This is a genomic window from Falsibacillus pallidus (assembly GCF_003350505.1).
GTDB classification, from domain to species: domain Bacteria; phylum Bacillota; class Bacilli; order Bacillales; family DSM-25281; genus Falsibacillus; species Falsibacillus pallidus.
In genome coordinates, this window is sequence record NZ_QQAY01000006.1 from 139,166 (window position 1) to 161,480 (window position 22,315).

Consider the following 22,315-nt stretch of genomic DNA (forward strand, 5'->3'; position numbering starts at 1 on the left):
CTTTTATGAAGGGAAGTTGAAAAATGAGCGGTATTTGGTTTACAGAGAAGCAGACAGAAAACTTCGGGATCACGATGAAAGTGAATCGCACTTTACATACAGAACAGACCGATTTCCAAAAGCTTGATATGGTAGAGACAGAAGAGTGGGGCAACATGCTTCTACTTGACGATATGGTTATGACTTCAAAAGTGGATGAGTTCGTTTACCACGAAATGGTGGCGCACGTTCCATTGTTCACGCATCCAAATCCAGAGAACGTATTGGTCGTAGGCGGCGGCGACGGCGGAGTCATCCGCGAAGTGTTGAAGCACCCAAGCGTGAAGAAAGCGACGCTTGTAGAAATCGATGGAAAAGTCATCGAGTACTCTAAAAAGTTCTTGCCTGAAATTGCAGGGACACTGGAAGATCCTAGAGTTGACGTACAAGTGGACGACGGCTTCCTTCACATTGCACAAAGTGAAAATGTCTATGATGTCATCATGGTGGATTCAACTGAACCGGTTGGACCTGCAGTCAACCTTTTCACGAAAGGCTTCTATGCCGGCATTTCTAAAGCATTGAAAGAAGACGGCATCTTTGTTGCCCAAACGGACAACCCTTGGTTCAAGGCGGATCTAATCCGCGATGTTCAACGCGACGTTAAGGAAATCTTCCCGATCACTCGCTTGTATATCGCGAACATCCCGACATACCCAAGCGGCATGTGGACATTCACTGTAGGATCCAAGAAGCATGATCCTATTGAAGTAAGCGAAGAGCGCTTCCATGAAATCGATACGAAGTACTACACAAAAGAACTTCATAAAGCAGCATTTGCTTTGCCTAAGTTCGTTAAAGACCTTACAGAATAATTAATGAAGATGAATAAATGAAGCGGGCGGGGAAACCCGCCTGTTCTTTGCTTTAGGCTCTTTTCTCAATCAGTATTGCTTTAGCTGTTAAAATAGGTAGGCTATAAATGTTCTAACTTCCAAATTGCATATCTAGCGAGAAAAGAGCTGGATACTATATTCCAACGCGCTAAATAGCTATTTTCACGTTAAAATCGGCAGTGAGATTTTAACGAAATTCTTTCGAAAACAATAATTAAATAAGTAAAAAAGGGTGATTCATATGCGTTTTGATGAAGCTTATTCCGGCAATGTGTTTATTCGCAGCCACCAAAATTATGAAGACAGCCAGGCCGTCCTTTATGGTATGCCAATGGATTGGACTGTCAGCTACCGTCCAGGTTCACGTTTCGGCCCAACCCGCATCCGTGAAGTATCCATCGGTTTGGAAGAATACAGTGCGTATCTTGACCGTGAACTTGAAGATGTCCGCTATTTTGACGCCGGAGATATCCCTCTTCCATTTGGAAATGCGCAGCGCAGCCTGGACATGATCGAAGAGTTTGTTGAAAAATTAATGGCAGACAACAAGTTCCCGCTAGGAATGGGCGGCGAGCATCTTGTTTCCTGGCCGGTTATGAAAACCGTTGCTAAGAAATACAAGGATTTGGCCATCATCCATATGGATGCACACACAGACCTTCGCGAAGAGTACGAAGGGGAGCCATTGTCCCACTCCACGCCAATCCGCAAAATCGCGGAATTGATCGGACCTGAGAACGTCTTCTCCTTCGGAATCCGCTCCGGCATGAAGGAAGAATTCCAATGGGCTAAAGAAAACGGCATGCACATCTCCAAATTCGAAGTGCTTGAGCCATTGAAGGAAATTTTGCCGAAGCTAGCAGGACGCCCGGTATATGTAACAATCGACATCGACGTATTGGATCCTGCCCATGCACCTGGTACAGGAACAGTCGACTGCGGCGGCATCACGTCAAAAGAACTTCTTGCGTCCATTCACGAAATCGCACGCTCAAGTGTCAATGTCGTTGGAGCAGACTTAGTGGAAGTCGCGCCAATCTACGATCCATCAGAACAAACAGCCAACACAGCAAGCAAGCTCATCCGCGAAATGATCCTTGGATGGGTGAAATAATCATAATGATGAAGCCGCTCCTATGATGGGGGCGGTTTTTTGTGTAAGTGGGGGGATTGAGGGGAGAAAAATTGGGTGGAAAACCGGGGATTTGTCCATTATCAGGGGCGGAGTGGTTAAACGTGAGTGGGATGCGTGAAATTTGTCCATTTGGATTTACGAGATGGGTGAAATTTGAGGGAATCGCACTGAAAACTGGGGGCGGAGTGGTCAAACTCGAGTGAAAAGCGTGAAATTTGTCCATTTGGATTTACAAGGTGAGTAATATCTGAGGAAATAGCATGGAAAACAGGGGGCGGAGTGGTCAAACATGGGTGGAAAGGGCGAAATTTGTCCAGTTGGATTTACAAGATGGGCAAAGTCTAAGGAAATAGCATGGAAAATGGGGGTGGGCAGCCCCCGCCACGTGCCCTATGCGCGAGAAAAGCTTGCTTATGCGCCACGCCTCGTTGGCTATGCGCGAAAAACTTTCCGCTATGCGCCGGGCAGAGGCGCCTTTGCGCGAAAACCACCCTCTTATGCGCCAGCGGCCAAATCACCAGACCCCAGATCAGCCATCTTCCCAAAGCGGCCCACTCATTCGGCGCAATCCGACGAAAACGGGGGCGTGACAGTCACCTTCAAGGCTCCCAACCACACACCAACCCCAAAACCCAACCCCCATGCCCAATCTTGCCATTGCAATTTCTCCCGATTATTTTTATACTAATTAAGTTATACAGTTTTAGAAGGATGTGAATGCTTTGGCTACAGCGAGAGCAGAACAAATCCCTGTAAAAATCGAGCTCAAGACAAAAATTAAGCACGATGAACAGCAGGAAACCTATGAATTGGTTGCATTTGGACGATACTATCAAAAAGGTAAATCCATTTATATAAAATACGATGAAATACAAGAAGAAGGCACGGTCAACACGATCGTGAAAATCACGGAGGGTGAAGCAGTCATTCTCCGGAGCGGCGCCTTGAAGATGAGGCTGAGTTTTATAAAAGGAAACGAAATGAATGGCTCCTATGACAGCCCATATGGGACATTGCTCCTTACGACGAGGACAAAAGAGCTTCAACTGGACCAGTCCAGCGAAGGGAAGATCGACGGCCATTTTGACTTGCGCTACCAGCTCTTAATGCAAGGTTCTTCAGTTGGCGTATATGAAATGAATATCAAATTCAAGGAGGAGTAAAAACGGTTATGAACATAGTGGAACAAATCCAGGAACGTTTAAAAGCGGAAATTAAAGCGGCAGTGATCAAAGCAGAATTAGCGGCGGAAGACCAGGTGCCTGAAGCCATTTTAGAAACGCCGAAAGATAAAGCACATGGCGACTACTCAACAAATATGGCAATGCAATTGACAAGAATTGCACGAAAAGCACCAAAGATGATTGCAGAAGCGATCATCGAAAACTTTGACAGCACAAAAGCGTCTATTGAAAAAATTGAGATCGCAGGACCAGGCTTTATCAATTTTTACATGAACAACAGCTATTTGACTGATTTGATCCCGACTGTCCTAGAAGCTGGCGATGACTACGGCAAGTCAGATGCAGGAAAAGGCGAAAAGATCCAAGTGGAGTTCGTTTCTGCGAATCCGACCGGGGACCTTCATTTAGGCCATGCCCGCGGAGCAGCTGTCGGCGATTCCCTGTGCAACGTTCTTGAAAAAGCAGGCTATGATGTCACACGCGAATATTACATCAATGATGCCGGAAACCAGATTCATAACTTGGCGATTTCCGTAGAAGCCCGCTACTTCCAGGCTCTTGGCATGGAAAAAGAAATGCCGGAGGACGGCTACCACGGGGCAGATATCATTGAAATCGGCAAAACGCTTGCTGAAGAACACGGTGACCGCTTCGTGAAAGCTGATGAAAAAGAACGCTATGATTTCTTCCGTGACTACGGATTGAAATACGAATTGGCAAAGCTTCAAAAAGACCTGGCAGATTTCCGCGTCGATTTTGATGTGTGGTTCTCAGAGACTTCCCTGTACCAGGACAACAAAATCGATGATGCTCTTGCAGCACTTCGCGAAAATGGCCACATCTTTGAAGATGGCGGAGCGACTTGGTTCCGTTCCACTACATTCGGCGACGATAAAGACCGTGTATTGATCAAAAACGATGGATCTTACACATACTTAACACCGGATGTTGCTTACCATAAGAACAAGTTCAACCGTGGATTTGATAAAGTCATCAACATCTGGGGTGCAGACCACCACGGATACATTCCTCGTATGAAAGCGGCGATTGAAGCGCTTGGCTTCAATCCTGATAACTTGGAAGTTGAAATCATCCAGATGGTTCAGCTTTATAAAGACGGCGAAAAAATGAAAATGAGTAAACGTACAGGAAAGGCTGTCACACTCCGCGAGCTTGTGGAAGAAGTCGGCTTGGATGCGGTACGCTATTTCTTCGCAATGAGAAGCGGAGATACTCATTTGGACTTTGACTTGGATTTGGCTGTATCGCAATCCAATGAAAACCCGGTATATTATGCACAGTACGCACATGCACGCATCTGCAGCATCCTGCGCCAAGGAGAAGAAGCTGGCTTCACAGTGGATCCTTCAGCTGATTTGAGCAAAATCGGTGCAGAGAAGGAAATCGACGTATTGAAAAAAGTCGGCGAATTCCCTCAAGTGGTGGCAGAATCGGCAGAGAAGCGCATCCCGCATAGAGTCACCAACTACATCAATGATCTGGCAGCAGCTTTCCACAGCTTCTACAATGCGGAAAAAGTGCTTGATCCAGAACAGCCTGAATTGACAAAAGCGCGTTTGGCACTCATCAAAGCTGTACAGCTGACAATGAAAAATGCGCTGGCCATCATCGGAGTAGGCGCTCCAGAAAAAATGTAATCCATATCACGACAAACAAAGCCGGACACCTTCAGCAGGTGCCCGGCTTTTGTCGATTGATGATGTGGTTGCTTATGGGGACGAAAAAGCTGATAATATGTTCATAGGAAACATATGGATGAAGCAATATTGTTCTTCAACTCTCTATACAAGGAGCGGTTCATTGAGATGAAAGTCGTTGTTTTAGCTGTCATAACAGGATTTATCGTCGGTTTCATTTTTGCTGTTTTTCGCTTGCCCATCCCGGCCCCTCCGGCACTCGCAGGCATCATGGGAATCGTCGGGATTTATTTAGGATTCAAAGCGTATGAGTGGCTGCTGCCAATCATGCAGGGCTGGTGGAAATGACTGTTCTCTCAAAATCCGTCAGCCTTCCATCGAAGGAAGAATGTCTGCATACCAAAATCGTCCGTCTTTTACATAGCTGCTCCCGAATCGGAAATCCACCGGCTCTTTAAAAATGGGTCCATCATACACAAACGTGTGAAATTCCCCATTCTCTCCGCAAGGATCTACACCTTCTGGGAGACTATCAAGAAATTCTGCCGTATAAGATGCGCCAGTGAAAGAAGGGTCAAGCTGGCTCCCATCCACGCAGACCACTGCTGCATTAAAGCCTGCATCTAAAAAGGCTTGGCTGCTATCAGCACTGGTAAGACCCCATAGTGGAAAAATAGGAGAGAGGCCTGTTCCTTCAAGATTTTTTTCACGGTACTTCCGGATATCCTCCAGAAATAAATCACCGAATGCCATTAAGGCAATTCCGTCTTCAATCAATTCTTCCACTGCCTGCTGCATCCGGCTCTCATATTCTTCATTTGCCGGATCGCTGCCAAGCCAAATCGGGCGGAGCGGAATACCAAGCGATTTCGCTTGATCCTTAAGCAATTCATAAGGAATGTCATGCATCATGACTTTTCCGGTATCCTCATTCACTGTCGTCATGAGACAGGACACCTCAAAGCCGGGATCATTCAATAAACGATAAAGCATCAACGAGCTGTCGCGGCCGCCGCTCCAGGAAACACAAACCTTTTTCTTGTCCATAAAAAAGCCCCCTTTACCGAAAGTGTAGCACATTCGGCAGGAGGGGATTTGCGCCACTATAAAAATTATTTACCACCTAAGAACGCTTCCGGTTAGACGCTTGACGCCCCGGATGGATGAAACATCTTCAATCAGCTGAAACATTGCAAGGTCTTTATTTTTTGCTTCGATCATGATATCAAAATCCTGATCATACGCTTTGGCCATCTTTAAAAAAGGCAAAACGAACTCCATGGACACATTGTCTGCATGTGAGCGGAATGCACTTTCAGACTTGGGGGAGGAAAGGTGCACTTTAGGGATGAGGGGGAAGCTGCTCCATGTCTGATAAATCCTTGGCCATAGCCGGCTGATGTCCTCTTCGGATAAATTGGCCAAATGGTGGTGATAGTCGAGGATCATCGGCACTCCTTCTTTTTCGCAAACTTCAAGCGTTTCTTCGGCTGTGTAGGTTTTATCATCGTTTTCAAGGGTCATGACCTGTTTGATGTGAGGAGGGAGCTTTTTCAGATTTTGATGGAATCCTTCAAGTGCCGATTCTTTATCCCCATATGTACCGCCAATATGGATGTTGATGAGCCCTTGATCCTGCACATCCATGGCCTCAAACATCCGATAATGATAGTCCATGTCTTTAACCGCGTTTTCCGTCACTTCCTCGCGAGGGCTCGTGAACAAGGTGAATTGATTAGGATGAAAGCTTACCCGCAGATTAAACTTTTTTATAAGATCGCCAAGCTTCTTCCATTCCTTTTGAAAGGGAGAAACGAAGTCCCACATGACCTCAGGGTGTGTAGCCAGGGGAACGAGGGAACTGGATAAACGGTACAAAGAAACTTCATGGGCCGCGTTATAGTAGAGAATCCGTTTTGTATTCGCGAGGTTCTGAGCCGTCACCTCCAGCAATTTCTCTTCACGCTCCAATTTTGTCAGCTTCTGATAGCGGGCAAATGTCAACGTCTTTGAAGGACTGGCATTCCACAAGCCAAGTGCATTTGCCACAAAACCAAATCGGATCTGCATGATGAATCTCCTTCCCTGGCCGCCTAAAGAAGCGGCTCGATAGATTTCCCGACCAGTTCCTTGACGGCATTCTTCTTCCTGAGCTTTTTGATTTCGTGTAACGTTAGATGATGCGATTCTGCCATATCTTTGTCCATTACTGAAAGAATTTCCTCAATCATTTGCGGCGTGTAGATAAAGCAGTTCATTTCGTTATTCAGAAGAAAGCTGCGCCTATCAAAATTAGCTGTCCCGATGTCGCAGACTTTCCGGTCGATGATCAGTACTTTTGCATGGTAGAAACCTTGGGTAAATTGATGGACCAGTGCGCCGCGCTTAATGATTTCAAATAAGTATGGGAACGAGGCTTCCTTCACAAAAGGATGGTCGGCCGTTTCCGGAACAATCACTTTTACCGTTACCCCTCTTTCCATGGCTCGTAAAAGCTCCCGGAACGTATCATCTGTCGGGATGAAATAAGGCGTCCCGATATAGATTTCAGATTGGGCTTTTTTCAGCATCTTGCCGATTTCCTTTTCCATGCGGAATCCTTGCGAAGGGAAAAACTTATGAGAGATTTGTCCTTTTGGCAGTTCCTCCGGGTTCAAGTTTTGAGAAGGGATAGTCTTTTTCGACGAGCGGTTCCAATCCACAATGAATTCCTTATGCAAATCAACAACTCCTTCTCCGGTAATCCGGATGTGGTAGTCACGCCACGGGGAAAAGCCGGTTTTTTCGTTGATGTATTCTTTTCCGATGTTGTAGCCCCCAAGGTACCCGATTTTTCCGTCGATGACAGCGATTTTTCGGTGGTTCCGCTGCTGAAGCGAAAAAAAGGTGTAGGGGAAATAAGGCTTATTGCAAAATTCGAAAAGGACGCCTGCTTCTTTAGCCTTTTTTAATGCTTTTTTATCAATTTTATATCCTCCGAGGAAATCTGTGAGCAGCCTTACCTCAAGGCCCTCTTTTGCCTTCTGCCCTAGGAGATCCAGGAAGGACTTGCTGAAGTCATCATTTTTAATGATATAAAAAAGGATGTAGATTTGTTTTTGTGCTTGTTTGATATCCTCGAACATTTGATCAAATAATTCCGTTCCGTCGGCAATCATTTCAATGGAGCTGGACCTGATAGGGTAATCACGCCACTCTGCCTTTTTGGCATAAGCTTTTTTGCCCAGCTTAAAATCTAGGACAAGCAGGAATACCAGCAAAACGATGATGCCTGCTGCTGCAGCGAACCAAACGAAAACCATAGGCTGAACCTCACTTCTGCTTAAAGACTTTTTTTATTAGAATCCCCTAATTAATCGTAAGCAAACTAAGAAATGTGCTGAAGAGGGGAAAAGAAAAAATTGTGCAGGTGGAAGAAAACATTTTGAAAAGTTGTTGACTGAATGCTCATTCATTATATAATGGAACTATATAGTTTTTCAGAAAATTAACTTCTTTTTAAAAGTTTCAACAATGGGGATTGCAGACAGATATTTGAAGGGAGAGGTCAGCAGAGATGAATGGATTACTTTGGGTAAACCTTATTGCATTTCTTCTTGTAACCGCTTACGCGATCAGCTTGTTCGTCTACGTGGTAAAGACAAGAATCGAATACATTAAACTTGGCAAAAAAGCTGAGTTTGATAACAACGTAAAAGAACGGATGCGAAAGATCTGGGTCAACGTATTCGGACAGAAGAAGCTTTTGAAGGACAAAAAGAGTGGGGCTATCCACGTCATGTTTTTCTATGGCTTCCTTCTTGTCCAATTCGGTGCGATTGATTTCATTTGGAAAGGAATCAATCCTGATTCGCATTTGCCGCTTGGACCGCTTTATGCAGGGTTCACATTTTTCCAGGAAATCGTTACGCTTGTCATTCTAGTAGCGGTTGTATGGGCTTTCTACCGCAGATATGTGGAGAAATTGGTCCGTTTGAAGAGAGGATTTAAATCAGGGCTTGTCCTTATTTTTATCGGTGGACTGATGCTTTCAGTCTTGATCGGAAACGGAATGGGCATCATCTGGCATGGAGAAGAGCTGTCCTGGACAGAGCCGGTGGCATCGCTTATCGCCATGGCGCTTGGTGCAATCGGGAAGACAGCATCCATCACGATTTTCTATATCGCTTGGTGGATCCATCTGACATTCCTGCTTGGGTTCCTAGTATATGTGCCGCAGTCCAAGCATGCTCACTTGATTGCAGGACCGGCCAACGTTTATTTCAACCGTTTAGAAAATGCAGGGAAGCTGAAAGCGATCGATTTTGAAGATGAATCCCAGGAATCCTTCGGGGTCGGAAAAATCGAGGACTTTAACCAGCTCCAGCTGATCGATTTATATGCCTGTGTAGAATGCGGACGATGCACGAATATGTGTCCGGCTACAGGTACGGGAAAAATGCTTTCTCCGATGGATTTGATTGTGAAGCTGCGTGACCACCTGACAAACCACGGTGCAGCAGTGACATCGAAACAGCCATGGGTGCCGACATTTGCTTTCTCTAACACGAAAGGCAACCAGATTGCCATGGCAGCAGCCGGGCAGGGAGCAGAAGAAGCGGCAGCAGGATTGGCATACAGTGCAAGCATGATCGGGGAAGTCATCACAGAAGAAGAAATCTGGGCATGTACGACTTGCCGCAACTGTGAAGATCAATGTCCGGTCATGAATGAACACGTGGATAAAATCATCGATATGCGCCGCTACCTTGTTTTGACGGAAGGTAAGATGGACGCGGATGCGCAAAGAGCGATGCAAAACATCGAACGCCAAGGAAACCCTTGGGGATTGAACCGGAAAGAGCGCGAGAACTGGCGTGAAGCACGCGAAGATGTCGTCGTTCCAACGGTAAAAGAAATGAAAAAAGCCGATGAAGAATTCGAATATTTATTCTGGGTCGGATCCATGGGGTCTTTTGACAACCGAAGCCAAAAAATCGCTTTATCCTTCGCGAAGCTGATGAACGAAGCAGGCGTGAAGTTCGCGATTTTAGGAAACAAGGAAAAGAACTCAGGAGATACGCCGCGCCGCTTAGGAAACGAGTTTTTGTTCCAGGAGCTTGCACAGGCGAACATTGCGGAATTCGAAAAGAACGAAGTGAAGAAAATCGTCACGATCGACCCGCATGCCTACAATATTTTCAAAAACGAATATCCTGACTTTGGATTGCAGGCGGAAGTATACCATCATACAGAAGTGCTTGCGAAGCTCGTTGAGGAAGGGCGCTTGAAGCCTAAATTTGAAGTGAATGAAACGATCACATTCCATGATTCCTGCTACCTTGGCCGCTACAATGAAGTGTACGATCCTCCTCGAGAAATCTTAAAATCCATTCCGGGCGTCAAGCTCATCGAAATGGAAAGAAACCGCGAGAAGGGAATGTGCTGCGGTGCTGGAGGCGGATTGATGTGGATGGAAGAAGACACTGGCCACCGCGTCAACGTCGCGCGTACGGAGCAGGCGCTTGCTGTGAATCCATCTGTCATCAGTTCTGGATGCCCATACTGCTTGACGATGCTGTCCGATGGAACAAAAGCGAAGGAAGTCGAAGAAAACGTCAGCACTTACGACGTGGCGGAGCTGCTTGAAAAAGCGGTATGCGGATCAATCGGTCCTTCCACGCTTGTATCTTGATGAGCCAAAAGTAAAGTAAAGTGAATACAATAGACGGAATTGATATGAAATAAATAATTTTTCGAATTATTTATAAAATGTTTTTATTCCGGCTATTTTTCTTGTAAAATAAAAACATATGAAGCGTTTTCATGAAGGGGCAATCTTGTCCCTTTCCTTATTGGGAAGCTCCGAGCGAGCGTTCAGTCGAAAAATTGTAAGCGTTTACCCGCTCTTGAAATGAAACGAAAAGGAGAGATTCTTCATGGCAAAAACAGTGATTATCAGTGGTGCCCGTACACCTTTCGGAAAAATGGGAGGGGCGCTCAGTTCCTTGACAGCTTCAGAATTAGGCGGCATTGCGCTCGCTGAAACGTTGAAGCGCGCAGACGTTCAAGCAGAAAAGGTAGAAGAAGTCATCTTGGGATCCGTCCTTCAAGGCGGCCAGGGCCAGATCCCTTCAAGACAGGCTGCACGCCACGCCGGCCTCCCATGGGAAGTGAAAACAGAGACGATCAATAAAGTATGTGCTTCCGGAATGAGAAGCGTGACACTCGCGGACCAAATCATCCGTGCGGGGGACGGCGAGGTCATCCTCGCAGGCGGAATGGAATCCATGTCAAACGCGCCGTATATCCTGCCGAAAGCACGCTGGGGATTCAGGATGGGCGATTCCACGGTCAAAGATTTGATGGTCCACGACGGGCTGACATGCTCTTTCAATGGAGTGCACATGGGAACATACGGAAATTCAACGGCGAGAGAATTCGAGCTTACGAGAGAGCAGCAGGATGAATGGGCATTGAGAAGCCATCAGCGTGCCGTCAAAGCGATGGAAGATGGACTCTTTGCAGAGGAAATCGTGCCTGTATCCATCAAACAGAGAAAAGGCGATCCAATCATCGTAAGCACGGATGAAGCGCCGCGGAAAGATACATCAATCGAGAAGCTGCAAAAGCTGGGTCCGGTCTTTGGCCACGATGGTACGATCACGGCCGGAAATGCACCGGGCGTGAATGACGGTGCAGCTGCGATGCTGTTGATGAGTGAAGAGCGTGCGGAAAAAGAAGGGAAGACCCCGCTAGCTGCAATCATCGGCCATGCTGCCATCGCAGTGGAAGCAAAAGATTTCCCGCAGACGCCAGGGCTCGTAATCAATGAACTGCTCAAAAAGACAGGAAAATCGCTTGAGGAAATCGACTTATTCGAAATCAACGAAGCATTTGCTGCCGTTTCACTGGCAAGCAGCAAAATTGCCGGACTTGATCCGGAAAAAGTGAACGTCAACGGCGGTGCGATCGCACTTGGACATCCAATCGGAGCTTCCGGTGCCCGCATCATCCTGACACTAGCGTATGAACTGAAAAGACGCGGCGGCGGAATCGGGATTGCTGCTATCTGCTCTGGCGGCGGCCAAGGTGATGCCGTAATGATCGAAGTACCGAAAAACTAATTCGTTTTTAAAGAAAGGCTGTTTTCGAAAACTATGTTGTTAAAATCTTAATGCCGATTTTAACGTAAAACTAGCTGTCTAGTGCGTTGAGTTGGAGTATCCAGGCTCTTTTCGAGCTAAATCTTCATCAAAGATTGCATAAGTTATCCTGTTTTAATGCGTAAAGCAACAATACTTTGAGAAAAGAGCCCAAAACAAAGGGGAGGAAACATAGATGAACATTAAAAAAGTGATGATAATTGGAGCAGGCCAAATGGGATCAGGGATTGCACAGGTTTGTGCACAGGCAGGCTTTGAAGTCTATTTGAACGACTTAAAGCCGGAATTTGTGGAGCGTGGCATTGGCGTCATTACGAAGAACCTTACCCGCAATGTAGAGAAAGGCCGCATGACTGAAGATGAGAAGACTTCCGTTTTGGGAAATATCAAGCAATCTACTAATCTTCAAGATGCTCAAAATGTAGACATCGTGATCGAAGCGGCAGTAGAGAACATGGACATCAAAACAAAGATTTTTGCACAGCTCGATGAGATTGCGCCAGAGCATGCGATTTTGGCTTCCAATACATCCTCCTTGCCGATCACAGAGATTGCCGCAGCAACGAAACGCCCGGAAAAAGTCATCGGCATGCATTTCATGAACCCGGTTCCGGTCATGAAGCTGGTGGAAATCATCCGCGGCCTTGCAACGGCAGACGAAGTGTATCAAGCAATCGAAGATATGACGAAATCCTTGAATAAAGTGCCTGTTGAAGTGAATGACTTCCCGGGATTTGTATCCAACAGGATCTTGATGCCAATGATCAACGAAGCCATCTATACCCTTTATGAAGGTGTGGCGACAGTCGAGGCGATCGATGAAGTCATGAAGCTTGGGATGAACCACCCAATGGGTCCGCTCACATTGGCAGACTTTATCGGCCTTGATACATGCCTTTATATCATGGAGACGCTGCACGAAGGATTTGGTGACGACAAATATCGTCCATGCCCGCTTCTCCGCAAGTATGTGAAGGCTGGCTGGCTCGGCAAGAAATCCGGCAGAGGCTTCTATACGTATAGCTGATTAAAGAATCAACACGATCAACGGCGCGGAGGGGAGAAAGATGGAATTACGGTTTACAGAAGAACAGGAAATGATGCGGAAGATGGTCCGCGACTTCGCTGAGGCAGAAATCACTCCATTCATCGAAAGAATGGAAGCAGGGGAGTTTCCGCGTGAAATATTGAAGAAAATGGCTGAACTTGGCCTGATGGGGATTACCACCCCTGAAAAATACGGCGGATCCGAAATGGATTTCACCTCTTATATCATTGCCATCAATGAACTTTCCAAAGTCAGTGCGACAGTAGGGGTCATCCTGTCCGTACATACTTCGGTAGGGACGAACCCGATCCTTTATTTCGGAAATGAAGAGCAGAAGCAAAAGTATGTCACAAAGCTGGCATCAGGGGAATACTTGGGTGCTTTCTGCCTTACAGAACCGAGTGCCGGTTCGGACGCTGGCAGCCTCAAGTCAAAAGCGGTGAAAAAGGATGGACACTATGTCATCAACGGCTCCAAAGTATTCATCACCAATGGCGGGGAAGCGGATGTCTACATCATATTCGCCTCCACAGATCCATCAAAAGGAAGCCGCGGAATCTCAGCGTTCATCGTAGAAAAAGGGACGCCGGGCCTCATCATCGGCAAGGATGAACATAAGATGGGCCTTCATGGATCCCGTACAGTCCAGCTGACGTTTGAAGATATGATGGTGCCGGAAGAAAACATGCTTGGAGAAGAAGGCGACGGTTTTAAAATTGCTTTGGCAAACCTCGATGTCGGCAGGATAGGCATCGCCGCCCAGGCGCTCGGGATTGCAGAGGCAGCTTTAGAAAAAGCAGTCGAGTATGCAAAAGAACGCGTTCAATTCGGCAAGCCGATTGCAGCCCAGCAGGGAATTGGCTTTAAGCTCGCAGATATGGCCACTAATGTAGAAGCAGCAAAGCTTCTTGTGTACCGTGCGGCCAGCCTCAGGGCAGAAGATGAGCCTTGTGGAAAAGAAGCATCCATCGCGAAGCTGTTTGCATCTAAAGCAGCAGTCGAAACGGCAACAGAAGCCATCCAGGTATTTGGAGGCTACGGCTATACAGAAGACTACCCTGTGGAGCGCTATTTCCGTGATGCAAAAATCACGGAAATCTATGAAGGTACAAGTGAGATCCAACATATTGTAATCAGCAAACACCTAATGAAATAGAACATAACGAACGGAGGAAACGAACATGAATTTTAAATTGACAGAAGAACATGAAATGCTAAGAAAAATGGTGCGCGATTTTGCCCTGAATGAAGTGGCGCCTACTGCTGCAGAAAGAGATGAAGAAGAGCGCTTTGACCGCGAAATCTTCGATAAAATGGCGGAGCTTGGATTGACGGGCATTCCTTGGCCGGAAGAGTACGGCGGCATCGGGTTTGACTATTTGGCCTACTGCATCGCTGTTGAGGAGCTTTCCCGCGTCTGTGCATCAACAGGAGTAACGCTTTCCGCTCATACTTCATTGGCTGGATGGCCGATCTACAAGTTCGGTTCAGAAGAGCAGAAGCAAAAGTATTTAAGACCAATGGCGCAAGGAGAGAAAATCGGCGCCTACGGATTGACTGAGCCTGGTTCAGGTTCCGACGCCGGCGGCATGAGGACGACTGCGCGTGAAGACGGCGGCGATTATATTTTGAACGGATCCAAGATCTTCATTACAAACGGCGGCATCGCTGACATCTATGTCGTGTTTGCTTTGACAGACCCGACTCAAAAACAACGCGGAACAACGGCATTCATCATCGAGAAGGACTTCCCTGGATTCTCCGTAGGGAAGAAGGAGAAAAAACTCGGGATCCGTTCATCCCCAACAACTGAGATTATCTTTGAGGACTGCCGTGTACCAAAAGAAAACATCTTGGGTGAAGTTGGCGAAGGCTTCAAGATTGCCATGATGACGCTTGATGGAGGACGAAACGGAATCGCTGCACAGGCAGTTGGGATTGCCCAAGGTGCTCTTGATGCATCTGTCAACTACGCGAAAGAGCGCCAGCAATTCGGCAAGCCGATTGCAGCCAACCAAGGGATTTCCTTCAAACTTGCGGATATGGCAACAGGCATCGAAGCATCCAGATTATTGACGTATCAAGCGGCATGGCTTGAATCCGAAGGCCTTCCATATGGAAAGGAATCTGCAATGTCTAAACTCATGGCAGGCGACACAGCGATGAAAGTGACGACAGAAGCGGTTCAAATCTTCGGAGGCTACGGCTATACAAAAGACTACCCGGTGGAGCGCTACATGAGAGATGCGAAAATCACGCAAATCTATGAAGGAACGCAGGAAATCCAGCGTCTGGTCATCAGCCGCATGCTGACAAAATAATTGAGAATCGACCAATAGAGAAAGAAGGAAGACGAAGAGTGAACATAGCTTCGTCTTCTTCAACAAAGGGGAAAACGAACGAAAGGGGAGGTGGAGGTTTTTGAATAAAAAACGTGAAGTCCATGCATCAGTCAAGGATGAACGGCTGGTAATGAAAAGAAGGGACCAGATGATCAGGGGAGCTGTTGCCCTTTTTAAAAAGAAAGGCTTTCACCGGACCACCACAAGGGAAATAGCCAGTGCGGCCGGCTTCAGCATCGGGACGCTCTACGAATATATCCGGACGAAGGAAGATATCCTCTATCTGGTGTGCGACAGCATCTACGATCAGGTGCGCGACCGCCTTCAAGGAATGGATACGAGCCAGGGGACGCTTGAAAGCCTCCGACTCGGCATCGCGTACTATTTTAAAATAATGGACGAAATGCAGGATGAAGTGCTCGTCATGTATCAGGAGGTCAAGTCTTTGACAAAAGACGCCCTTCCATACGTGTTGAAAAAGGAATTGGAAATGGTCGGAATGTTCGAAACGCTGATCATGAGATGCCAGGAAAACGGCGAGCTCGACATCGATTCACATCACGTCCACATGCTTGCCCATAACATATTCGTCCAAGGCCAGATGTGGGGCTTCAGAAGATGGGCGCTCAGGAAGCAATGGACCATCGAGGAATACATCTCGATTCAAACCGATCTATTATTCTCAGGAATCAAAGGGTACAAAACAACAGTGGGAACAGGGGGAGAACGATGAATCAAACAGAAGTTTATAAACCGAAGCACCATATTCGCTTTGTTACAGCATCCAGTTTATTCGACGGCCATGATGCCTCAATTAATATCATGAGGAGGATCCTGCAGTCCAGCGGAGCGGAAGTCATTCACTTAGGGCACAATCGTTCAGTAGAAGAAGTCGTGCAGGCAGCGATCCACGAAGATGTGCAGGGGATTGCGATATCTTCATACCAAGGCGGCCATGTGGAATATTTCAAATATATGTATGACCTGCTGAAGGAAAAAGGCGCAGACCATATCAAGATTTACGGAGGCGGCGGCGGAGTCATCATTCCTCGGGAAATTAAGGAGCTTCATGACTACGGAATCGCAGGCATCTTTTCACCTGATGACGGCCGGAGTCTAGGTCTTCAAGGGATGATCAACAGAATGCTTGAAGAATGCGACCACCCGACTGTGACAGAATCCATCCGCCAAGACATCGAAAAATTGAAGGATGGCCATGTCCCGACCGTTTCTAAGCTTATCACTCTTGCAGAATATCAAATTGGCGAGAACAAGGAAGCGGCAGCAACTGCTGAGAGCATTTTCGCAAAGGTCCGTGCACTGGCCAATTCCGTTCCTGTTGTCGGAATCACAGGAACAGGCGGAGCAGGAAAAAGTTCATTGACGGATGAACTGATCAGACGCTTCATCAATGAAATTCCGGAAAAGAAAATCGCTGTTCTTTCCGTCGATCCAACAAAGCAAAAAACTGGCGGAGCCCTGCTTGGAGACCGCATCCGCATGAATGCCATCTCCTCGCCGCGCATCTACATGAGAAGCTTGGCGACACGCGGATCGAAGTCAGAGCTTTCTTTGGCAATCAAAGACGCTATCAATGTAGTAAAGGCCGCAAACTATGACCTGGTCATCGTTGAAACAAGCGGAATCGGCCAGGGGGATGCAGAGATTACAGAAATCTGCGATCTTTCCATGTACGTTATGACAAGTGAATTCGGGGCACCTTCCCAGCTTGAAAAAATCGATATGATCGACTTTGCCGATTTGATCGTCATCAATAAATTTGAGCGCAAAGGGTCCGAGGATGCAAAGAGCCAAGTGCAAAAGCAATATCAGCGCAGCCGTACACTCTTTGACAAAAACCTTTCAGAAATGCCTGTCTACGGAACAATTGCGAGCCAATTCAACGATCCTGGAACAAACGCATTATTCGCTGCATTGGTTGAAAAAATCAATGAAAAAATGAATCTGGACTGGAATGTTCCGTTCTCGAAAAACGTCAAAGTAGAAAAACAGAATGTCATCATTCCGAACAATAGACGCTACTACCTCCGTGAAATCTCTGATACTGTCCGCAACTATCATAAGGAAGCAGAAGAGCAGGTGCGATTGGCACGCCGCTTGTTCCAATTGGAAGGCGCCATTGCTGCAGTCACTGAAAAAGAAAGAAATGAAGAGGTTCTAACTTCACTTGAAGCATTGAAAAAAGACGTGGAAGAGAAACTATCCCCTCAATCGAAAAAGGTTTTGAGCGGATGGAGCGAGCTTCGCGAGAAATACAGCGGCACCCAATTCGTTACAAAAATCCGCGACAAGGAAATCGTCACAGAACTGACTGTCAAAAGCTTGTCAGGACTGGATATTCCAAAAGTGGCGCTGCCGAAATATGAAGACTACGGCGAAATCCTGAAATGGGTCTATAAAGAGAACGTGCCGGGATCCTTCCCATATACAGCAGGGGTATTCCCGTTCAAACGCCAAGGCGAAGATCCGAAGCGCCAATTTGCTGGAGAAGGAACGCCGGAAAGAACAAACCGCCGCTTCCATTATCTATCGAAGGATGATGATGCGAAACGTTTGAGCACCGCATTCGACTCTGTCACGCTTTACGGTGAAGATCCTGACTACCGCCCGGACATCTACGGAAAAGTCGGCGAGAGCGGCGTCAGCATCTGTACCCTTGAAGATATGAACAAGCTTTATGCCGGATTCGACCTTTGCCATCCATCTACATCCGTTTCGATGACCATTAATGGACCGGCGCCGATCATCCTGGCCATGTTCATGAATACCGCCATCAAACAGCAGGTGGAAAAGAAGGAAGAAGAGCTCGGCCGTTCATTGACAGCTGAAGAATACGAAGAAGTGAAGGCATTGACGCTGAAAACAGTCCGAGGTACGGTGCAGGCCGATATCCTGAAAGAAGATCAAGGACAGAACACTTGCATCTTCTCAACTGAATTCGCCCTTCGCATGATGGGTGATATCCAGGATTACTTCATCCATAACAGCGTCCGAAACTATTATTCCGTGTCCATTTCCGGCTATCACATTGCAGAAGCTGGCGCCAACCCGATTTCACAGCTGGCCTTCACGCTTGCCAATGGATTCACATACGTGGAATACTACTTGAGCCGCGGCATGAACATCGATGACTTCGCGCCGAATCTATCCTTCTTCTTCTCGAATGGATTAGATCCGGAGTACACTGTAATCGGCCGCGTCGCACGCAGAATCTGGGCGACTGTCATGAAAAACAAATACGGCGCCAACGAACGCAGCCAAAAGCTGAAGTACCACATCCAGACATCCGGCCGCTCGCTGCATGCACAGGAAATCGATTTCAACGATATCCGTACAACGCTTCAAGCATTGATGGCATTGCAGGATAACTGCAACTCCCTTCATACAAATGCATATGACGAAGCCATCACAACACCGACGGAAGAATCCGTGCGCCGTGCAATGGCCATCCAGATGATCATCACAAAAGAGCACGGATTGTCCAAAAACGAAAATCCGATGCAAGGCTCTTTCATCGTAGAAGAACTGACAGACCTCGTAGAAGAAATGGTCCTTCAGGAATTCGAAAGAATCAACGACCGCGGCGGCGTCCTCGGTGCGATGGAAACACAGTACCAGCGCGGAAAGATCCAGGAAGAATCCATGTTCTATGAAATGAAGAAACACACTGGCGAACTTCCAATCATCGGCGTCAACACATACCTGAACCCGAACCCGCCGTCCGAGGAAGAAATGAACAACATCGAACTCGCACGTGCAACCAAAGAAGAAAAAGAAACACAAATCCAAAACCTTCGTTCCTTCCAGGATGCCAACAAGGACGAAACCCAGGCAGCCATCGACAAACTAAAACAGACAGCCATGACAGGCGGCAACATCTTCGCCGAACTCATGGAAACCGTAAAAGTAGCCAGCCTCGGCCAAATCACGCAGGCACTCTACCAAGTAGGCGGGCAGTATAGACGGAATATGTAAGAAGAAATGTGATAAGAAGGAAAGCGAAGAACCACACCGGTTTCTTCGCTTTTCCCTTCATCTAAGGCATCTTTTCCATAACGGCAGCAAAGGCTATCGTTTTTTCTAGCAAATTTCCTGAACCAAGGCGCGAGGAAAAATTTATGGGAAATGCTACATAAATCTAGCATAAATGTTTTACATTTGTTTATAATGGATTATGTGTATTCTACTAAGAATTTGCGGAATTATGCCCTTTTACTCTTATGATTAGGGATTTTTCGATCGAAAACAGCCTTTGATTAATAGAGTGTGAAATAGAGAAAGGAAGTGCCGGATTTGAGTTTGAAAGGAATGTCCAAAGATGAAAAGAAAGAAATGTCATTTATTGAATTGGCATTTGAAATTTTAAAAGAGAGAAAGCAACCTGTAGCTTTCAGTGATTTGGTTGAAGAAATTTCAAGCATTTTAGAAATAGACAAAAAAGCTGCACGTGGACGTTTAGTCCAATTTTATACGGATTTGAACGTTGAAGGCAGTTTCATTACCCTTGGTGAAAATCGCTGGGGTCTTCGTGAATGGTACCCGATTGACCAGCAGGAAGAAGAAACAGCTCCAACAATCAAGCCTCGTAAGAAAAAGGCGAAGAAAGTCGAAGAAGAGGATATTGAAGAAATCGAAGAAGAAGATTTCGATTACGATGATCTGGATGATTTCGAAGAAGAAGATCTTGTCGAAGACGACGAAGATGACGATGACGACGACGATGAGGACTTCGATGATATTGATGAAGAGGAAGAAATCGAAGAAGATTTAATTGAAGACGACGACTTCGATCTTGGCGATGATGAAGAAGAAGAGGAAGAGCTTGAAGATGAGATCGAAGAAGAGGATAAGGAAGATTTATAATCCTCTTGACTTCTAATCAAGACGCAGTTACTATTTTATTTGGGCTCCCTAAAAAGGGACAATGAGATGACTATAACGCTCCCACTACATTTTGTCAGTGGGGCGTTTTTGTTTTTTTTAACCCCCTATAACAAAAAATTGATTATGAATTATCAGTTTTGCTGATTCTATATGTAGAACAGAAAGACTCAACAGGAAGGGGAAACAGACGTGACAAAATATATTTTCGTAACCGGCGGTGTAGTTTCATCACTAGGAAAAGGGATTACCGCAGCTTCATTGGGGCGCCTTTTGAAAAACCGCGGCTTGAGCGTGACAATCCAAAAATTCGATCCATACATCAACGTGGATCCAGGGACAATGAGCCCATACCAGCATGGGGAAGTTTTCGTAACAGATGATGGTGCGGAAACGGATCTTGACCTTGGCCATTATGAGCGTTTCGTTGATATCAACTTAACGAAATACAGCAGTGTAACGACTGGTAAAATTTATTCCACAGTATTGAAGAAAGAGCGCCGCGGCGATTATTTGGGAGGAACTGTTCAAGTCATTCCTCATATCACCAATGAAATCAAGGAGCGCGTTTTCCGTGCAGGCCGTGAAACAAATGCAGATGTAGTTATCACGGAAATCGGCGGAACAGTGGGAGATATCGAATCCCTTCCTTTCTTGGAAGCAATCCGTCAAATCAAGAGCGATGTTGGACGCGACAATGTCATGTACATCCACTGTACACTCGTTCCTTACATCAAAGCGGCAGGGGAAATGAAAACGAAGCCTACTCAGCACAGTGTTAAAGAACTTCGCAGTCTTGGCATCCAGCCAACTGTAATCGTGGTGCGTACAGAAATGCCGATATCCCAAGATATGAAGGATAAAATTGCTCTATTCTGCGACATCGATAAGAATGCTGTTATCGAGTGCCAAGATGCGGATACGCTATATTCCATCCCTCTTGCCCTTCAAGAGCAGCACCTTGATCAGCTGACTGTCGATCATTTGAAGCTAGAAACGCATGAAGCGGACATGACAGAGTGGAAAGCGCTAGTTGAGAAAGTGACAAACCTTAAAGGCAAAACAACAATCGCGCTAGTTGGGAAATATGTAGAGCTTCAAGATGCCTACATTTCTGTCGTTGAAGCATTGAAACATGCAGGATATGCATTTGATGCCGATATTGAAATCAACTGGATCAACTCTGAGCATGTGACCGCTGAGAATGTACAAGATTACTTGAGTGATGCAGACGGAATCCTTGTTCCTGGTGGATTCGGAGACCGCGGAATCGAAGGGAAGATCCTTGCGACTAAATATGCACGTGAGAACAAAGTTCCGTTCCTTGGAATCTGCTTGGGCATGCAGCTGGCGACAGTTGAATTTGCACGCCATGCACTTGGCCTTGAGGGCGCACATTCTGCAGAAATCCAGCCGGATACTCCATACCCAATGATCGATTTGCTTCCTGAACAAAAGGACATCGAGGATATGGGCGGAACATTGAGACTTGGTTTGTATCCATGCAAACTGACTCCAGGAACAAAAGCATTTGAAGCGTACAACGAAGAAGTGGTCTATGAGCGCCACCGCCATCGCTATGAGTTCAATAACCACTATCGTCAGCAAATGGAAGATGCAGGCTTCCTATTCTCAGGGACAAGCCCTGACGGACGTCTTGTAGAGGTCATTGAGCTTGCAGACCATCCTTGGTTCGTTGCATCTCAATTCCACCCAGAATTCACATCAAGACCAACAAGGCCGCAGCCGTTGTTCCGTGAATTCATCAACGCTTCCATCCAAAACCAAAAATAAGACCAAACAAAAAACCGGGTTGGTGAAACAGGCAGTGCCTGTCACCATAGCCATCAACTTAAGGCAAATTAGTCGACGAAAGTAAATTTTCTCCTTACTCTAAAGTTCTGCCATGCAGAATTTTAGAGTAAGGAGTATTTATTTATGAAGAATTTACATCGAGAATTAGCTGCTTTTTCGGAGGCTATTAAAGAAGTCATATCTTCTTCTGCGGTTGAAGAACTGGCGAAGG

17 protein-coding genes are annotated in these 22,315 nt (G+C 46.4%); 14 read left to right on the top strand and 3 right to left on the bottom strand.

Annotated elements, in window-relative coordinates:
* Nucleotides 1–23: 23 nt before the first annotated feature.
* The 5 genes from speE to DFR59_RS11925 all read left to right on the top strand — a co-directional run bounded on the left by speE (nt 24) and on the right by DFR59_RS11925 (nt 5,200).
* Nucleotides 24–854: a spermidine synthase gene (gene speE, locus DFR59_RS11900; protein WP_114745862.1), complete on the top strand. Its 831-nt coding sequence runs from the start codon at nt 24–26 to the stop codon at nt 852–854.
* Between the two features lie 262 nt (nt 855–1,116).
* Complete coding sequence (speB, locus tag DFR59_RS11905; protein ID WP_114745863.1) at nt 1,117–1,989, top strand: agmatinase; 873 nt, start codon at nt 1,117–1,119, stop codon at nt 1,987–1,989.
* A gap of 734 nt (nt 1,990–2,723) precedes the next feature.
* Nucleotides 2,724–3,173, top strand: coding sequence for a YwiB family protein (locus tag DFR59_RS11915; protein ID WP_425454708.1), 450 nt, complete (start codon nt 2,724–2,726; stop codon nt 3,171–3,173).
* An 8-nt stretch (nt 3,174–3,181) separates the two neighbouring features.
* On the top strand, nt 3,182–4,852 hold the full coding sequence (argS, locus tag DFR59_RS11920; RefSeq protein ID WP_114745866.1) for an arginine--tRNA ligase: 1,671 nt from the start codon (nt 3,182–3,184) through the stop codon (nt 4,850–4,852).
* Nucleotides 4,853–5,020: 168 nt separating this feature from the next.
* Nucleotides 5,021–5,200, top strand: coding sequence for a XapX domain-containing protein (locus DFR59_RS11925; protein ID WP_114745867.1), 180 nt, complete (start codon nt 5,021–5,023; stop codon nt 5,198–5,200).
* A gap of 18 nt (nt 5,201–5,218) precedes the next feature.
* Here the strand turns inward: DFR59_RS11925 and DFR59_RS11930 are convergent, their stop codons facing one another.
* From DFR59_RS11930 to DFR59_RS11940, 3 genes are all read right to left on the bottom strand, one after another.
* Nucleotides 5,219–5,899 carry a Dph6-related ATP pyrophosphatase gene (locus DFR59_RS11930; protein ID WP_114745868.1) on the bottom strand — a complete coding sequence of 227 codons (681 nt, stop codon included), beginning with the start codon at nt 5,897–5,899 and terminating at the stop codon, nt 5,219–5,221.
* A 69-nt stretch (nt 5,900–5,968) separates the two neighbouring features.
* On the bottom strand, nt 5,969–6,922 hold the full coding sequence (uvsE, locus tag DFR59_RS11935) for a UV DNA damage repair endonuclease UvsE (RefSeq protein ID WP_114745869.1): 954 nt from the start codon (nt 6,920–6,922) through the stop codon (nt 5,969–5,971).
* A gap of 23 nt (nt 6,923–6,945) precedes the next feature.
* Nucleotides 6,946–8,154 (bottom strand): phospholipase D-like domain-containing protein, encoded by a 1,209-nt coding sequence (locus DFR59_RS11940; RefSeq protein WP_114745870.1) that lies wholly within the window; start codon nt 8,152–8,154, stop codon nt 6,946–6,948.
* A gap of 254 nt (nt 8,155–8,408) precedes the next feature.
* On the opposite strand from DFR59_RS11940, the gene DFR59_RS11945 reads away from it, so the two are divergent.
* The 9 genes from DFR59_RS11945 to DFR59_RS11985 all read left to right on the top strand — a co-directional run bounded on the left by DFR59_RS11945 (nt 8,409) and on the right by DFR59_RS11985 (nt 22,083).
* Entirely contained in the window at nt 8,409–10,526 is a 2,118-nt protein-coding gene (locus DFR59_RS11945; protein WP_114745871.1) for a (Fe-S)-binding protein, read from the top strand.
* Between the two features lie 244 nt (nt 10,527–10,770).
* Nucleotides 10,771–11,958, top strand: a complete 1,188-nt coding sequence (locus DFR59_RS11950) for an acetyl-CoA C-acetyltransferase (protein WP_114745872.1) — start codon at nt 10,771–10,773, stop codon at nt 11,956–11,958.
* A 214-nt stretch (nt 11,959–12,172) separates the two neighbouring features.
* Nucleotides 12,173–13,024, top strand: coding sequence for a 3-hydroxybutyryl-CoA dehydrogenase (locus DFR59_RS11955; protein ID WP_114745873.1), 852 nt, complete (start codon nt 12,173–12,175; stop codon nt 13,022–13,024).
* A gap of 40 nt (nt 13,025–13,064) precedes the next feature.
* A complete protein-coding gene (locus DFR59_RS11960) occupies nt 13,065–14,201 on the top strand; it encodes an acyl-CoA dehydrogenase (protein ID WP_114745874.1) in 1,137 nt (378 codons plus the stop codon).
* A 25-nt stretch (nt 14,202–14,226) separates the two neighbouring features.
* Nucleotides 14,227–15,366, top strand: a complete 1,140-nt coding sequence (locus tag DFR59_RS11965) for an acyl-CoA dehydrogenase (protein ID WP_114745875.1) — start codon at nt 14,227–14,229, stop codon at nt 15,364–15,366.
* 151 nt (nt 15,367–15,517) lie between these two features.
* Nucleotides 15,518–16,120: a TetR/AcrR family transcriptional regulator gene (locus DFR59_RS11970; protein WP_114745893.1), complete on the top strand. Its 603-nt coding sequence runs from the start codon at nt 15,518–15,520 to the stop codon at nt 16,118–16,120.
* Nucleotides 16,117–19,383, top strand: a complete 3,267-nt coding sequence (gene icmF, locus DFR59_RS11975; protein WP_114745876.1) for a fused isobutyryl-CoA mutase/GTPase IcmF — start codon at nt 16,117–16,119, stop codon at nt 19,381–19,383. Before DFR59_RS11970 ends, icmF begins: the two co-directional genes overlap by 4 nt.
* Nucleotides 19,384–19,692: 309 nt before the next feature.
* Nucleotides 19,693–20,271, top strand: a complete 579-nt coding sequence (rpoE, locus tag DFR59_RS11980; protein ID WP_342768316.1) for a DNA-directed RNA polymerase subunit delta — start codon at nt 19,693–19,695, stop codon at nt 20,269–20,271.
* 210 nt (nt 20,272–20,481) lie between these two features.
* The gene (locus DFR59_RS11985) at nt 20,482–22,083 is read left to right on the top strand and encodes a CTP synthase (RefSeq protein ID WP_114745878.1); all 1,602 of its coding nucleotides are present in this window, start codon (nt 20,482–20,484) and stop codon (nt 22,081–22,083) included.
* Nucleotides 22,084–22,315: the final 232 nt, after the last annotated feature.